16 protein-coding genes are annotated in these 14,496 nt (G+C 65.4%); 11 read left to right on the forward strand and 5 right to left on the reverse strand.

What is annotated here, in order from left to right; genetic code table 11:
• Positions 1-17 precede the first annotated feature (17 nt).
• The 3 genes from ACQPYR_RS04190 to ACQPYR_RS04200 form a co-directional block, all read right to left on the reverse strand.
• Entirely contained in the window at positions 18-200 is a 183-nt protein-coding gene (locus ACQPYR_RS04190; protein WP_433627832.1) for a hypothetical protein, read from the reverse strand.
• Positions 201-405: 205 nt separating this feature from the next.
• Positions 406-660, reverse strand: coding sequence for a hypothetical protein (locus ACQPYR_RS04195; protein ID WP_433627834.1), 255 nt, complete (start codon positions 658-660; stop codon positions 406-408).
• Positions 657-1,004 (reverse strand): hypothetical protein, encoded by a 348-nt coding sequence (locus ACQPYR_RS04200; RefSeq protein ID WP_433627836.1) that lies wholly within the window; start codon positions 1,002-1,004, stop codon positions 657-659. Before ACQPYR_RS04200 ends, ACQPYR_RS04195 begins: the two co-directional genes overlap by 4 nt.
• Before the next feature lie 523 nt (positions 1,005-1,527).
• Here ACQPYR_RS04200 and ACQPYR_RS04205 point away from each other — a divergent pair.
• The 4 genes from ACQPYR_RS04205 to ACQPYR_RS04220 all read left to right on the forward strand — a co-directional run bounded on the left by ACQPYR_RS04205 (position 1,528) and on the right by ACQPYR_RS04220 (position 3,338).
• Positions 1,528-2,415 (forward strand): helix-turn-helix domain-containing protein, encoded by an 888-nt coding sequence (locus tag ACQPYR_RS04205; RefSeq protein WP_433627838.1) that lies wholly within the window; start codon positions 1,528-1,530, stop codon positions 2,413-2,415.
• The gene (locus ACQPYR_RS04210; protein WP_433635004.1) at positions 2,412-2,618 is read left to right on the forward strand and encodes a DUF397 domain-containing protein; all 207 of its coding nucleotides are present in this window, start codon (positions 2,412-2,414) and stop codon (positions 2,616-2,618) included. The genes ACQPYR_RS04205 and ACQPYR_RS04210 overlap by 4 nt, the downstream gene beginning before the upstream one ends.
• A gap of 129 nt (positions 2,619-2,747) precedes the next feature.
• Positions 2,748-2,960, forward strand: coding sequence for a DUF397 domain-containing protein (locus tag ACQPYR_RS04215; RefSeq protein ID WP_433627841.1), 213 nt, complete (start codon positions 2,748-2,750; stop codon positions 2,958-2,960).
• A gap of 159 nt (positions 2,961-3,119) precedes the next feature.
• Positions 3,120-3,338 carry a DUF397 domain-containing protein gene (locus tag ACQPYR_RS04220; protein WP_433627843.1) on the forward strand — a complete coding sequence of 73 codons (219 nt, stop codon included), beginning with the start codon at positions 3,120-3,122 and terminating at the stop codon, positions 3,336-3,338.
• Positions 3,339-3,566: 228 nt separating this feature from the next.
• Here the strand turns inward: ACQPYR_RS04220 and ACQPYR_RS04225 are convergent, their stop codons facing one another.
• Positions 3,567-5,144: a DUF222 domain-containing protein gene (locus ACQPYR_RS04225; protein WP_433627846.1), complete on the reverse strand. Its 1,578-nt coding sequence runs from the start codon at positions 5,142-5,144 to the stop codon at positions 3,567-3,569.
• A gap of 253 nt (positions 5,145-5,397) precedes the next feature.
• On the opposite strand from ACQPYR_RS04225, the gene ACQPYR_RS04230 reads away from it, so the two are divergent.
• The 7 genes from ACQPYR_RS04230 (at position 5,398) to puuE (ending at position 12,962) form a co-directional block, all read left to right on the forward strand.
• Positions 5,398-5,610: a hypothetical protein gene (locus ACQPYR_RS04230; protein ID WP_433627849.1), complete on the forward strand. Its 213-nt coding sequence runs from the start codon at positions 5,398-5,400 to the stop codon at positions 5,608-5,610.
• A 108-nt stretch (positions 5,611-5,718) separates the two neighbouring features.
• Positions 5,719-5,985 carry a hypothetical protein gene (locus ACQPYR_RS04235; protein ID WP_433627852.1) on the forward strand — a complete coding sequence of 89 codons (267 nt, stop codon included), beginning with the start codon at positions 5,719-5,721 and terminating at the stop codon, positions 5,983-5,985.
• Between the two features lie 156 nt (positions 5,986-6,141).
• Complete coding sequence (locus tag ACQPYR_RS04240) at positions 6,142-6,999, forward strand: FAD binding domain-containing protein (RefSeq protein WP_433627854.1); 858 nt, start codon at positions 6,142-6,144, stop codon at positions 6,997-6,999.
• Positions 6,996-9,842, forward strand: coding sequence for a molybdopterin-dependent oxidoreductase (locus ACQPYR_RS04245; RefSeq protein WP_433627857.1), 2,847 nt, complete (start codon positions 6,996-6,998; stop codon positions 9,840-9,842). The genes ACQPYR_RS04240 and ACQPYR_RS04245 overlap by 4 nt, the downstream gene beginning before the upstream one ends.
• Before the next feature lie 44 nt (positions 9,843-9,886).
• Positions 9,887-11,074, forward strand: a complete 1,188-nt coding sequence (locus ACQPYR_RS04250; RefSeq protein WP_433635005.1) for a DUF6986 family protein — start codon at positions 9,887-9,889, stop codon at positions 11,072-11,074.
• Positions 11,071-12,057, forward strand: a complete 987-nt coding sequence (gene alc / locus ACQPYR_RS04255; RefSeq protein WP_433627860.1) for an allantoicase — start codon at positions 11,071-11,073, stop codon at positions 12,055-12,057. The genes ACQPYR_RS04250 and alc overlap by 4 nt, the downstream gene beginning before the upstream one ends.
• A 5-nt stretch (positions 12,058-12,062) precedes the next feature.
• Positions 12,063-12,962, forward strand: coding sequence for an allantoinase PuuE (gene puuE, locus ACQPYR_RS04260; RefSeq protein WP_433627862.1), 900 nt, complete (start codon positions 12,063-12,065; stop codon positions 12,960-12,962).
• A gap of 27 nt (positions 12,963-12,989) precedes the next feature.
• Here puuE and ACQPYR_RS04265 read toward each other — a convergent pair whose 3' ends face one another.
• Positions 12,990-14,111 (reverse strand): alpha/beta hydrolase, encoded by a 1,122-nt coding sequence (locus ACQPYR_RS04265; RefSeq protein WP_433627865.1) that lies wholly within the window; start codon positions 14,109-14,111, stop codon positions 12,990-12,992.
• Positions 14,112-14,496 lie beyond the last annotated feature (385 nt).

Below are 14,496 nucleotides of genomic sequence, written 5' to 3' on the forward strand. Positions count from 1 at the left end.
GAGCGTCTCGTGGGCACTCACAGGGTCAGCCATTGCTCGATGAGGTCGAGCGACGCTGCCGAGTGCAGCGGTTCGCCGTCCTCGGCGTCCAGCAGGATCCAGGCGTATGGCGGCCAGGGGTCGCGTATCAGTTGGTAGCCTGCCCGTGTGGCACGCTCCGTGAGCAGGTGTACTCGTGCGGATTCTGGATCGTGAGTCACCGAGTACCTTTCGTTGCGGGTTTGTCAGAATTTCTGCCTGTCATCCGGCGTGAGACTTTTCGTCCTTTCAGCCCGCTGTTCGCCGGAATCTATTGGGCGAATGGAGGTCCCGGCTGAATCCACGCCAGGGTGCCGCGGTCGTGGCCGTGTCGAGGTGATCAGAGTTGTCCGCGTACTCGAACGAGGAGAACTCTCGTTGGAGCCGTCATATCGTGCCCTGTGAATGTTCTTGGGTTGTAAAGAATTCCGCCCAATACTCGTGGCGTATCGCATCCCACAGTGGCGACAAGTCCGGGAACTTTTCACGCAGCCGAGCCAGATCCGGCGCGGTGGTGGGCGAGCCGGCCGAAATAAGTGGATTGGGTTCAGATTGGTTGTGTACCAATATGATGCGAATGCAATGGTGGTCGATCAGCCATTCCGATACCCAGCCGTCGACCTCTGTGCGGTGCTTGCTCATCCGCACCCACTAGCGGAGGGGTGGTTGTAGCCGCCCTGGGTGATGTCCGCGCGGGGGATCGGTTGCGCCAGCTCGGAGAGCTTGTCCAAGACCTCGCGCAGTGTCTGTACCGTCGGTCCGCTCCGGGTGAGTGGCTCACTGTCCAACGGCGGGAACGCGATTCCCCGTGCGGCGGCACGTTCCCGCGGCGTCGCCGTCTGCGGAACGAGTCGGCCCGCGTCGATCAGGGTGTAGTACGCCGCTGCCTTCCACACGCAGCGGGCGACTCGGCAGGCGAGGTGCGCGCGCAGTAGTTCGTGCGCCAGCTCGACATCGGCGCACCCGCACACTTGCGGTGGCGTCACGATCATGTCCATACCCCGCGGGCCCTGGCCGCCGCGCCCGTATCGAGTGGTGCCGGTCCGTATACGTGACCGCCCACGAATTCGGTAGCCTTCGGCAGGTCTGGTCCGTGTGTAATGTGTTCTGCCACTTGGTGTTTCATCATAGTTGTGACGTTCGTGGCGTGCGCTTCGGTAGTCCGCGTGCCGGTCGGCGGACACCGAAAAGCCGACCTCGTCGTTGTCGTCCGGGACATGGGTGTGAACCTCACTGGTGTGACGGTCGGTTGAAGCGCGGCACTCGGCGGTGTCAGACCCGCATCGCCCTCGAGCATCGGTTGGCGGGTCTCGCGAACGATGCGGTTTGCTCCCTGCTATCACCGTGTGCCGCGCAGAGACAACGACATCAGCAACTCTGACCAGGCACAACGGAGACTTGGAAATTCATCGGAGGTTTTTCGTTGTGCCAGCGACGTTTCCGCGAACTATGGCAAACTGGTTCCGCTCCCTGCTGTCCGACATTCCGTCCAACGAGGGGTAACCAGAGATGGCCGAGGAAGACAGCACCCTGCCCCGGCGACAGCTGGGGCGCATGTTGCGCCAGCATCGCGAAGCGGTGGGGATGACAATGGCGCAGTCAGCGAGGCTGGTGGAGATCGGGACGACCACCTTGCACCGGCTGGAGAAGGGCACGGCCGACAAGATTCGTGTCCGCATCGTCCAGCATCTGTGCGAGATCTACGAGCGCAGTGCGGAAGAGATCGCTGCGCTGAAACATCTGGCCGAGCAAGCGGCCGTGGAGAATTGGTACGAGGAGTACAGCGATGTGCTGCCTGGCAACTTCGACAACTACGTCGAGTTGGAAGGTGCAGCGCGGCACATGGTTTCGTACCAGGAGCTTATTCCGGGGCTATTGCAAACAGGCCACTATGCACGGACGATGATTCGCAACTTCTTCCGTGATCAGAGCGACAACGACGTCCAACGCGCCGTCGAAGTCCGAATGAAACGACAGGCGATCATCAGGAGGAGGGTCGAACCGGTCACGTTGGATGTCGTACTGCACGAATCCGCGTTGCGACGGGTAGTCGGCAACCCGAAGGTAATGAGTGATCAACTGCGTCATCTGGCCGAAGCCAGCACATGGCCGAACGTGGAGATGCGGATATTGCCCTTCGCCGCCGGGATGCCGATGGGCCTGTTACCCGGCCCGTTCGTGATTATGGATTTCGGAATCGATAGCAAGGGCAGGCCGGTAGAACCGACGGTGGTCTACGTCGAAGGCCTGGTCACCGCGAATGTCTACCTTCAGAAACAGGTTGACGTCGAACGCTATTGTGCGGTGTCGGTGGCTTTGCATGATGCCGCGCTGAACCCCGTGGAAAGCAGGGCGCTGGTGAGGAAGTTAGCAAAGGAGTATCAACAGTGGACATGAAGCTTGCCGGTGCTGCGTGGTTCAAGAGTAGCTACAGTCAGGGTGCCTCGGAATGTGTGGAAGTCGCCTGGCTGAGCGGCGTCGGCGTCGGCGTTCGCGACTCCAAGAACCCGACCGGTCCGGCGCTGGTCTTCGCTCCGGCCGAGTGGGATGCCTTCATGGCAGGCGTGCAAGACGGTGAGTTCGGTCGGCCGACGGTCTAGCGGTTCCTTTATCCGACCACGGGCAACGGCCTCAGTCTGACGCGTATTGAACTGGGGCCGTGTCCCTTTCATAGTTCGATCAAACCATCGCCGAAGCGCTGGCTGAGGAAGAGCAAAGGGGTATCAACGGTGGACGTGAGCCTTACCGGTCCTGCGTGGTTCAAGAGTAGCTACAGCCAGGCCGGCTCGGAATGTGTGGAAGTCGCCTGGCTGAGCGACGGCGGCGTCGGCGTTCGCGACTCGAAGAACCCGACCGGCCCGGCGCTGATCTTCGCTCCGGCCGAGTGGGATGCCTTCATGGCAGGCGTGCAAGACAGTGAGTTCGGTCGGCCGACCGCGTAGCGGCCCCCCGGCGCGACCAGGGGCGACGGCTTCAGTCTGACGTGTATTGGACTGGGGCCGTTTCCCTTTCAGGTTTCACTGGACAACATCGCCGCAGAGCACTGCTGAGGAAGACGGCAAAGGAGTATCAACAGTGGGCAGCAAACGAACCGGTGCTGCGTGATTCAAGAGCAGCTACAGCCAGGCCAGCTCGGAATGCGTGGAAGTCGCCTGGCTGACCAGCGGCGGCGGCGTTCGCGACTCCACGAACTGACCGGTCCAGCGCTGGTCTTCGCTTCGGCCGAGTGGGATGCCTTTATAGCAGGCGTGCAAGACGGTGAGTTCACCCGACGGCGTAGCGGCTCCCCGATGCGACCACGGGCAACGGCTTCAGTCTGACGTGTATTCGACTGGGGCCGTTGCTGTTTCCTAATCGGCTTTCTACATTGGCTTTCTACGCGCTGTGCCGCGGCCACCGTTGATCCAGTAGTTGCCCGCGGCATGCCAACCCTCTCCCATCCGTGCATGATCACGCGATATCCGACGCGCGATGCCGTCTGGACAGCCGCGCGATGCCGTCTGGACAGCGCTGTGCCGTGCGAATCGTTTCACCGGACGACAGCATCCCTAGCACTGCTGAGGCGCACGGGCGCCCCGGCAGGCTGCCGTTGCTATCCGCCGGGGGGTAGACGCGGCGGTGCCGGTGTCCGGCTGGGATCGAGATCGCAACCATTGCCGGTGTTGTTCGCGTTCGCGGCGTCTGCGGGCTTCGCGTTCGCGTTCGTTGCGGGTGTGGATGCGTGTCAGCACGGCGGCGAGCAGTTCGTTGGCGTGATGGCGATGGTTGATCGTCGGGGTGCCGGTGGGGTCGATGTGCTCGGGCGCAATCCAGGCGGTGCGGCCCGGAAACGCCGAATCCCTGCCCTCGGCAACGGTTTTCCAGCCGCCCGGGCCATCGTGCACGAGTGCATGACACGCGTCGCAGGCCAGCACCAGATTATCGATGTCCGTGCGTCCACCCTTGCCGTAGTCCAGGATGTGGTGGACCGCGCAGAGGCTGGCCGGTGCGTCGCAGCCCGGGCGTGAGCAGCCGCGCAGGGCGGCGATCAGCGCCAGCCGTTGCGCCCGCGACCCGAGTCGTTTCATCCGGCCGAGATGCAGTGGCAAGCCCGCATGATCGAATACCGCCAGATACGGTTGCGACCGCTCGGCCAGGGCGAGCGCGTCCCGGATCGGCACCACTCCACCGGTGGCGGTGGTCGCCACACCCGACATCTGCTCCAGGTCGTCGAGTTTCATCGTCAGGATCGTCGTTACCGGCAGGCCACGATGGCTGCCCAGATCCTCGGCGACGAGCCCGGACCGCAGCACGGCGGTGAGCGCATCGTGGTTGCGCTGCGCGGCGCTGCGGTGATCGCGCCGCGCCGCATCGGCCAGCGCGGTGGAATCCACGGCGTCGATGTCTATGGCGGGGCTGTCGGGGTCTTCGGGATTGCATACGCCAGGGCGGGCATATTTGGCCAGCATCGGATCCAGCAATGCTCGCAGCACCGGATCGATCTCCCCGCGGATCGGTGACATCCCGTCCGGCCGTTGCCGGCCGACTGTGATTCCGCGCATGCGAGCTCGATCGTGGTTATCGGTGAGTCGGCCGTCGGGGTCCAGATGGGCCAGGATTCGGTCGCCGATCTTGCCGATATCGTCCGGCGACCCCGACCGGGCGAACTCGGCCAGGATCTGCTCGGCCGCCTCCCGATCTTCGGTGGACGCCCCGCGTGGCACGCGGTTCATCACATGAGCGATACCCCGCACATGGTCGGCGGAAATCTCACCGCGCGCCAAAGCGCCTGCGGTGCAGGGTAACTGCGGCTGCAACTGTTCTCCGCCCATATCGCGGGATGCGCCGACCCACTGTGCCGCATGCACCCGACTTCCGGCATCGGCGCTCGACAACCGCAGTGTCTGCATCAGGAACCGCTTCAGTGTCTTCGACCCGGTGTGCGCGGGGATCGAGCGTTCATCGGCCTCGACCAGCAGCCGGTGCTGCAGTGCGGTGAGCTTGCGTGCGCATCGCTCCACATCCCGCATCAGATCGAGCACATCATTGTCCGCCAACTCGGCCAACGGCCGCTCGAGCAGTTCGGAGACCGCAGCGAGCAGCGGGCCGGCTGCTCGCTCCTCGGTGTCCCCACTGTTCGAAAGCATGTTCGAATTCTATCGCGGAAAGATCGCCAGTAACACCCCTGGAAACCATCTGATCTACACGTCTTCACACTGGACGATCGACTGAATAGTCTAGTGCCGCAATGTAATTCGGTCGATTGACCAGGACTCGGTTGTGATCGGAGCCATAGCCGAGCGCGAGAGCCGGACGGGCCGATCGACCCGTCTTCGAGGCCGCGCACGTCCTGGCTGCTGAGGCCGAGGTCCCTGCTACGCAGCCGCTGTCGGTTGCCGAGTGCTCATTGTGGACGCTCCGGCCCCGGTAGAACTGCTGGCCGACGCGTTGCAGGACAAACCGGCGCGGGTGGAGTGGGCGCTGCACGAAATGGCCGCGGAACTGTCCGCGCGGGCCAGTGGCATCGATCTGCGTTTCGTGGGTGACGGGTTCTCGGCCGCGCGCTGGCGTTCGACGCCGATGTGGACGGAGATCAGCTTGCGTATTCGCTAGGGGCGAGGTTGCGGCAGCAGGCGGCAAGACCCTGGCCGGCAGGTCGAATCGGCGATCGTTCAGCAGCACACGGCGCTGACGGCAGAACCGGCCGACCGCGTTGTGGTGTTGGTCGCCGATCCAGTGCTGCTCGACGATTTCCTGTTCACACGCACAATGGAGATCGCTGTGCACTCCGACGATCTGGCGGTTCGTGTCCACATCCTGACGCTGTCGTTCCCGCCTCAGGTTTTCGAGCCCGTACTCGACCTGTTGTCGCAACTCGCGGTGGTCCGCCATGTCCGATTGACAGTCCTGCGGGCACTGAGCCGCGCTCGACGGTCCGGCAGGTTGTCGCGGATCAAGGCAAATGGCCTGATCAGACGGTATTGCTGAATACTGGAACACAGATGTCTCGGACTGCGCGGTTCAGCGGGCGTGGGTGCTCGATTCGGCGAGTAACGACCGCGCAACCTGGGGCGGTTGCCGCGCAACATCGCGGCAACCCACGGCTTCTACTGTGGCGGCAGCGGTAGTGGAGCGAGGTGTGGCGTGGATCTGGACACGATTCGGGATGTGATTGTGGCGCGGGAGCGGGCTGACCTGGCTGTTGTGGGCGGGAGCTGTGGGGTGCTCGCCGGGGGGACGTTCTTGTTCTCCGAGCCGCAGGAGGAATTGGATCGACTCGTCGATATCAGCGCGCTCGGGTGGCCTGCGTTGACCGAGACGCGCGAGGGGTTGGAGATCGCGGCCACCTGCACGTTGGCGGAGTTGTCGGGGGCCGGGGCAGGGCGGGAGTTGGGGGTGGAGATGATGCGGGCGGACTGGCCGGGGACGGCGTTGTTCGCGCAGTCGTGTCGGGCGTTGCTGGCATCGCACAAGATATGGCGGACGGCGACGGTGGGCGGGAATGTGTGCCTGTCGTTGCCCGCCGGGGCGGTATCGGGGGCGTTGGTGGCGTTGGACGGCGTCGCGCTGGTGTGGTCACCGGATGGTTCCGATCGGCGGATTCCCTTGCGGGAGTTCGTGCTCGGGCCGGGACGTAATGTGCTCGCCTCAGGTGAAGTGTTGCGATCGATCGACGTTCCGGTTCGAAGTCTGCACGCGCGCACTGCGTTTCGGAAGATCGCGCTTGCTCCACTAGGCCGTTCCGGTGCGGTTGTGATGGGCCGCCGCGAGGTGGACGGCCGCTGCGCGCTGACCATAACCGCGGCGACGACTCGGCCGATAGTGCTGGATTTCGATGGGACGCCCGGTGCTGCCGAGGTCCGGGGTGCGGTAGCGGCCATCGACCCGACGCTCTGGTTCGACGATCCGCACGGAGCGCCGGACTGGCGTCGCCATGTCGCCGGGGTGCTCGCCGGTGCGGTTGCGACCGAGCTACGCACCGAAGTCGGTGATGGACAATGAGATTCGAGGTCGACGGGAAGTCGGTACAGGCCGAACCGCGTCCGGGCCAATGCCTGCGTACCTTACTGCGCGAAAACGGCTGTTTCGCGGTGAAGAAAGGTTGCGATGCGGGCGATTGCGGTGCGTGCACCGTGCAACTCGACGGAATCCCCGTGCACTCGTGCATCATTCCCGCCTACCGCGCGGCCGACCGCACCATAACCACCGCCTCGGGCCTCGGCACCCCTGAGGAACCGCACCCGGTCCAGCAACGTTTCGTCGACTCCGCCGCTTTCCAGTGCGGCTTCTGCACCGCGGGCATGGCGGTCACCGCCGCAGGGCTCGGCTGCGGTGGCCCGAACGCCCCGGATCCCGCTGCGCTACCGGAACTCATGAAGGGAAACCTCTGCCGCTGCACCGGATATCGCGCGATCGCCGATGCGCTGGGTACGCCTCCTGACATTGGTGCGACTGTTGGGCCTGACCAGGCGAAGGACCCTGTCCACAGTTCTGAAGGTGGCACAGGGATCAACGCCGCGGCGGAGGTCCGTCCGGGCCATTGCGCCCATGGACACGCCGGCACCGACGTCGGTGCGCCCGCCGGACCACGAATCGTCACCGGCACAGAGCCGTTCACCTTCGATGTCCGTCCGCGGGATGCGGCCACTGATGTGGATGCCGCCACAGCGCCGCCCACGAGCCCACTGCATATCGCCGTCTTACCGAGCCCACACCCGCACGCGCGAATCGTGGCCATCGACACCTCCGCCGCCGAAAACCTGCCGGGCGTACATGCGGTGCTCACGTACGCCGACGCTCCCGATATCGCCTTTTCCACTGCGCGCCACGAACTTCGAGTCGACGACCCAGATGACACCTACGTGCTGGATCGCACGGTGCGATTCGTCGGACAGCGGGTCGCCGCCGTAGTGGCGGAGAGCCTGGATATCGCTCGCGCGGGTTGCCGAGCGATACAGGTCGAGTACGAAATCCTGCCCGCGGTATTCGATCCGGCCGAGGCATCGCTGCCGGAAGCTCCGAAACTGCATGCTGATAAGCCGGATTCGGCTCGCATCGCCGATGCCGAACGCAACCTGATCGCTGAGATCAAGGGCGAGGTAGGCGACGTTCAGGCGGGCCTCGCCGCGGCGGCGCACGTGGTCAGTGGTGTCTGGCATTCGCCCCGCGGCCAGCACGTACATCTGGAAACCCACGGCGGTATCGGCTGGTTGGACGCCGAGGGCAGGCTGGTCGTCCGCTGCAGCACGCAGGTCCCGTTCCTGGTGCGCGACGAACTGTGCCAGATCTTCGGCCTACCGCGTGACCGGGTGCGGGTATTCGCCAAGCGCGTCGGCGGCGGATTCGGCGCCAAACAGGAAATGCTGGCCGAAGATCTGATAGCACTGGCCGTATTGAGAACCGGTCGACCCGTGCAATACGAATTCACCCGCTCCGACGAATTCACCAGCGCCACTTGCCGTCATCCGATGCGAGTCGCGGTCACCGCGGGCGCGAATGCCGACGGCATACTGACCGCACTGTCGATCGACGTGCTCGCAGATGCCGGGGCCTACGGCAATCACAGTGTGGGCGTGCTGTTCCACGGCGTCGGCGAATCCATCGAGGTCTACCGCTGCGCCAATAAGCGCGTCGAGGCCAAGACGGTCTACACCAACAACGTTCCCTCGGGGGCATTCCGCGGCTACGGTCTCGGACAGATCATCTTCGGCGTCGAGTCGGCATTGGATGAACTGGCCCGCGCACTCGATATCGACCCATTCGAACTCCGCCGCCGCAATGTCATCGTCCCCGGCGACGCATTCGTCGGCGCGGAAGTCAGCGACAGCGATCTGGACTTCGGCAGCTACGGCCTCGATCAATGTCTCGACCTTGCCGAACGAGCCTTATTGCGCGGCAACGGGATTCGCCCACCGGGTCCGGACTGGCGGGTGGGCACCGGTATGGCGCTGGCCATGATCGCGACCATCCCGCCGCGCGGCCACCGCTCCGAAGCGACTGTCACCCTGCTGCCCGGCGGTCGCTACGAACTCCGCGTCGGCACAGTCGAATTCGGCAATGGCACCACAACCGTGCACGCTCAACTCGCGGCTACGGCACTGAACACCGACGTGCGCCGCATCGTGATCCGCCAGTCGGACACCGACGTCGTCGGCTACGACACCGGCGCCTTCGGGTCCACCGGCATCACCGTCGCGGGCAAGGCCTCCTACGCCGCGGCAGTGGCACTGCGTGAGCACATCCTGGTCCGGGCCGCCAAGTTGACCGGTCGCGCCGAAGCTGAGTGCGTGCTGGTGGCCGATGGCGTCCGCTGCGGCGATCGGCTGATCGACGCCACCGAACTCCTGGCCGACGGCGAGTTGTCCGGACACGGCGAACACGCGGGCAGCCCGCGCTCGGTGAGCTTCAATGTGCAGGCATTCCGGATCGCCGTGCAGCCCGACACCGGGTTGGTGCGCATCCTGCAATCGGTCCAAGCCGCCGACGCGGGCACGGTGCTCAACCCGGCGCAGTGCCGCGGTCAGGTGGTCGGCGGTGTCGCGCAGGCCATCGGCACCGCGCTCTACGAGGACATGCGCTCCGCGCAAGGCGAGGTAACCACGAGGACGCTGCGGCACTATCACATCCCGCAGTTCGCCGATCTGCCGCACACCGAGGTCTACTTCGCCGAAACCGCCGATGACCTGGGCCCACTGGGCGCCAAGTCGATGAGCGAATCCCCGTACAACCCGGTTGCCCCCGCCCTGGCGAACGCCATCCGCGATGCTGTCGGGGTACGACAGACCGGTTTGCCGATGACGGCGGACCGGATCTGGCGCGCCCTTCAGGAAGGAGACCAGGGGTGAGTTCACGACAGCTACCCGAGAATGTCCGCGCTCGCATCGACGCGATGCTCGACACGGTCGACGCCGAGTTGCGGACCCGGTACCCGGGCCCCGACGGTCGGGTCCAGCCGATCCACACCGCCTACGTCCCGGCCGACCGGGCCACTGCCGCGACCCCCGCCGAGTGGGGTGCGGCCGCGATCGAGCTGCTCGATCGCCAGCACGACCTGCTCACCGGAATCGACGGCACCGACGCGCTGCCCGCCGTGCGCGGCCGACTCGAGCAGCGGCCGATCCAGGATCTGCGTATCGACTTCGAAGACGGTTACGGCTTCCGTGCGGACGCCGAGGAGGACGAGGCCGCCACCAATGCGGGGACGGCACTCGCCGAGTGGACGAAGCAACCTGGTGGCCCGACCAGTCTCGGCATTCGGATGAAGGGTCTGGCGGGCACCGAACGCATTCGCGCCCTGCGCACCCTCGAGTTGGTCTTGGACGCCGCGGGCGGTGTGCCCGCGGGATTCGTCTTCACGGTCCCGAAGATCCGTGCGGCGGAACAGGCTTCAGCGTTGGTCGCCCTGTGTGACGGGCTCGAGCGCGGCTCCGGACTCGCTGCGGGCACCCTGCGGTTCGAACTGCAGATCGAGAGCCCGCAGGCGATTATCGCCGCCGACGGCAGCGCCCCGATCGCCAAGATGCTCAGTATGTCCGAAGGCCGTTGCAGTGCTTTGCATTTCGGCACCTACGACTACACTGCCGCGTGCGGTATCGCCGCGCCCGATCAGGCGCTCGACCATCCGGCGGCGGACTACGCGAAGTCGGTCATGCAGGTGGCCGCCGCCCAAACCGGGGTGTGGATCTGTGACGGCTCCACCCAGATCGTGCCGGACCGCGATCCGGAATCGGCACTGCGCAACCATCATCGGCTCGTCGGCCGGGCGCTGCGCCTCGGCTACTACCAGGGCTGGGATATGCATCCGGGCCACTTGATCACCCGCTGGCTGGCCACCTACGAATTCTTCCGCCGCGCCATCGACGTCGCGGTTCCCCGTCTGGTCGCCTACCTCGGCCGGCGCTCCGGCGGCGTCATGGACGAGCCCGCCACCGCGGAAGCCTTGGCGGCCACCGTTTTACGCGGTGTGAACTGCGGCGCACGCACCGTCGATGAACTGCGTGCGCTCGGGCCGGAACTGACTCCCGAGGTGCTGCGGGCGCTCGTTGCGCGCGAGCCGATTCCACAGGAGACGCTGTGAACGACGACGCAGGAGGCGCGTTGAACGCGGATTTCACGCTGCTGCCCGATCTCGCGGTGCGGCCGCTCGGCGGATCGGTCATCTGGGCCGATGACGAATTCTTCGCGGAGAAGGAGAATTTGATCAACCCGGGTCCGTCGGAATACCGCCCGTCGACCTTCGGACACAAGGGTCAGATCTATGACGGCTGGGAAACCCGCAGGCACCGCGGCCGCCCCGGTGACGACTCGGCCATCGTGCGCTTGGGCGTGCCCGGGGTGATCCGCGGCATCGTGGTGGATACCGCCTGGTTCAAGGGCAACTATCCGCCCGCGGTTTCGGTTTCCGCACTCGAGATCGACGGTTATCCGCCCGCGGAAACCATCGCCGAGCGCGACGATTGGGTGGCGCTGATCGACCGCGCCCCGGTAACCGGCGACAGCCGCAATCCGTTCGCGATCGAGAACGAAAACCGTTGGACCCATGTGAAACTCACCATGCACCCCGACGGGGGCGTCGCCCGGCTGCGCGTACACGGCGAGGGCAGGCCCGATCCGGAGCTGCTCGGTCTCGGCCCGCTGGACCTGGCCGCGCTGGAAAACGGCGCCCTGGTCCTCGACTGCTCCAACCGTTTCTACAGTTCGCCGAACCAGCTGCTCTACCCCGGCCTGGCACGAAAAATGGGCGACGGTTGGGAAACCGCCCGCCGCCGCGACGACAGCAACGACTGGGTGCGCATCCGGCTGGCCGGACCCGGCCTCATCCGCCTCGCCGAGATCGATACCTCGTACTTCCTCGGCAATAGCCCTGGCTCGGCCCGGCTCACCGGCCGCACCACCGACGGCACCGAACTCGAACTGCTCCCGCGCACCGAACTGCTACCCGACACCAGGCATCGCTTCGCGGTCGCGCCGATGGCGGCCTCGGTCGAGGAGGTCCGCCTGGATATCTACCCCGACGGCGGACTCGCGCGACTGCGCCTCTACGGCGAACTCGGGGGTTGAGCGGCATGGGCGAACGAGATTTCGTCGGCTACGGTGCGACGCCGCCGGATCCGCAGTGGCCCGACGGCGCGAAGATCGCGGTCCAGTTCGTCCTCAATTACGAAGAGGGCGCGGAGCACAATGTGCTCGACGGCGATCCGCATTCGGAGACGTTTCTCTCGGAAATGACTCCCGCGCAAGCCTTTCCGAACCGTCACATGAGTATGGAATCGCTTTACGAATACGGCTCCCGCGCCGGACTGTGGCGGGTGCTGCGTGCCTTCGAACGCCGCGCCCTGCCGCTGACCATCTTCGCCGTCGCCCGCGCCATGCAGCGAAATCCGGAGGCGGTGGCCGCCTTTCGGGAACTCGGCCACGAAATCGCCAGCCACGGCTTGCGCTGGCAGTCTTACCAGCTCACCGACCGTGACACCGAGCGCGAACATATGGCAGAGGCTGTGCGCATCCTCACCGAACTCACCGGCGCGGCCCCGCTCGGCTGGTACACCGGCCGCGATTCCCCGCACACCAGGGAACTGGTGGTAGAACACGGCGGATTCGTCTACGACTCCGACTCCTACGCCGACGATCTCCCGTACTGGGTCACCGTGCACGGCCGCAACCATCTGGTCGTCCCGTACACCCTCGACACCAACGACATGCGCTTCGCTTCAGCCGCGGGTTTCCCCAGCGGCGAACAATTCTTCGCCCACCTGCGCGACGCCTTCGACGTGCTCTATCGCGAAGGTGCGGAGGGCAGTCCGAAGATGCTGTCGATCGGCCTGCACTGCCGTCTGGTCGGTCGCCCGGCCCGCCTCGCCGCGCTGGAACGCTTCCTCGACCACGTCCAGTCGCATGCCGACGTGTGGATCGCGCGCCGCATCGATATCGCCGAGCACTGGCGTCGGCTGCATCCGGCGGTCTAGGGGACGGCAGCTGGCGTGGTGGGTGAGTCAGCCGAACAGATTCCGCACGAACGGCAGCGAATCCGGCAGCGACGCATTGACGGTCCCGCTGTGATCCTCCGGATACGTGTGCAGCGTGACCGGCTGCCGATTCGCCTCGAGCACCGCGGCGTACCGCAGTGTCTCCGGCGTCACCACATCGGTGTCGCGCAGCCCCTGCCCCAGGAACAGCGGCCTGTCGTAACCGGATTCGGGCAGGCCGAGGTATGCGGTCAGCAGCCCGTGCAGGTCCGGGATCTCGAGCAGCGGACGTGCGAACAGGTCACCGATCACCACGCCGTCGGCCGCGAGCGCATCGCTGAGCGGGGTGATGCAGGCCTCGCGAGCGCGGGCGAGCCAGTCGCGGCCGGACTCGGTCAGATACGAATCGATATTCAGCGCCGGATAGGTCGTGCGCAGGCCGTTGAGGATGTAGAGCACGTACGCCGACGAGTGCGGCGACAATTTCACCGGCGGCACATGCGGACCGAGCGGCAACAGAATGTCCTGGATATACGCCGGTATGCCGGTGCCGACCGCGCCGCGGTAGTCGAGTTCGGGTCCGCCGAATTCGGAGGCGTAGCGCGCCGTGTAGACGGCAGCACCGGCACCCTGTGACTGACCGACGACCACCCACTTCTTCGCCAGCGACGAGTACTGCCTGGTGGCGGCCCGTACCGCATCGACGACATTGTGGGCGACCACGACGCCATTGAGATACGGATGTTCGCCCGGCGTGCCGAGCCCGGCGTAATCCGCCGTCACGATGGCATAGCCCTGCCGCAGCCACGTCTCCAGATACGCCCAGTCCCGCTCGACCGCGCTCGGCCCGGCGATGCTGTAGGCGCAGTCGTCGCCGAGTCCGACCGTGCCGTGCGCCCACGCGATCACCGGCCAACCATCCTCGGGTGCGTTTCCGGGCGGGAAGTAGACCGCGGCGCCTGCCACCGTCGGCACATCGTTCGCGGTGGTCGTCTCGTACAGGATGCGGCTGGAATTCGCCGAACCGGGCGGTGTCGCCACCGCGGCCAGCGGCGCGACGGATTCCACCGCTCCCGGATCGGCGCTCGCCGCAGGCTGTTGCAGGCCTAGACCACATACAACGGCAACGGCGAACCACAGTTTCCGCATAACGGCTCCTCTCGGACGCGGAACATCTGTCCGCGATGAACGCGGTCTGCCAATCGAACCATCGGCGCCCATTTCGAGGTGTCGGACGCCACACGGACGCTTGTGAAGGTGCTCACAACCCGGAATGCCGGGCGCGTGGGATGGCAGCCCGTCGGTCGATCTCAAACAGTACAAGCGTTACGCTAAAACCGCATGTCAGCGCTACCGGTGGGTAGGTTTCATGCGTGCAATTCGCAGGCAAATTTCGCAAGGTTAGCAAAGACCAGTGGAAACCTAGCTCGGATTCACACTTGCAACAGGTAGACGGCTATTTCCTGGTGTGCCATCGTGTGGAAGTACACCCCATGGGCCTAGCAAGCCTGCAAATTGCCGCCACAGCAGTTCG

The organism is Nocardia sp. CA-120079 (assembly GCF_050955745.1).
Taxonomy (GTDB): Bacteria; Actinomycetota; Actinomycetes; order Mycobacteriales; family Mycobacteriaceae; genus Nocardia.

Coding starts and splice junctions, on each gene's coding strand:
- puuE (WP_433627862.1), top strand. CDS start 12,063: ATGGGCGAACGAGATTTCGTCGGCTACGGTGCGACGCCGCCGGATCCG.
- ACQPYR_RS04245 (WP_433627857.1), top strand. CDS start 6,996: ATGAGATTCGAGGTCGACGGGAAGTCGGTACAGGCCGAACCGCGTCCG.
- ACQPYR_RS04210 (WP_433635004.1), top strand. CDS start 2,412: ATGAAGCTTGCCGGTGCTGCGTGGTTCAAGAGTAGCTACAGTCAGGGT.
- ACQPYR_RS04225 (WP_433627846.1), bottom strand. CDS start 5,144: ATGCTTTCGAACAGTGGGGACACCGAGGAGCGAGCAGCCGGCCCGCTG.
- ACQPYR_RS04195 (WP_433627834.1), bottom strand. CDS start 660: ATGAGCAAGCACCGCACAGAGGTCGACGGCTGGGTATCGGAATGGCTG.
- ACQPYR_RS04250 (WP_433635005.1), top strand. CDS start 9,887: ATGCTCGACACGGTCGACGCCGAGTTGCGGACCCGGTACCCGGGCCCC.
- ACQPYR_RS04265 (WP_433627865.1), bottom strand. CDS start 14,111: ATGCGGAAACTGTGGTTCGCCGTTGCCGTTGTATGTGGTCTAGGCCTG.
- ACQPYR_RS04205 (WP_433627838.1), top strand. CDS start 1,528: ATGGCCGAGGAAGACAGCACCCTGCCCCGGCGACAGCTGGGGCGCATG.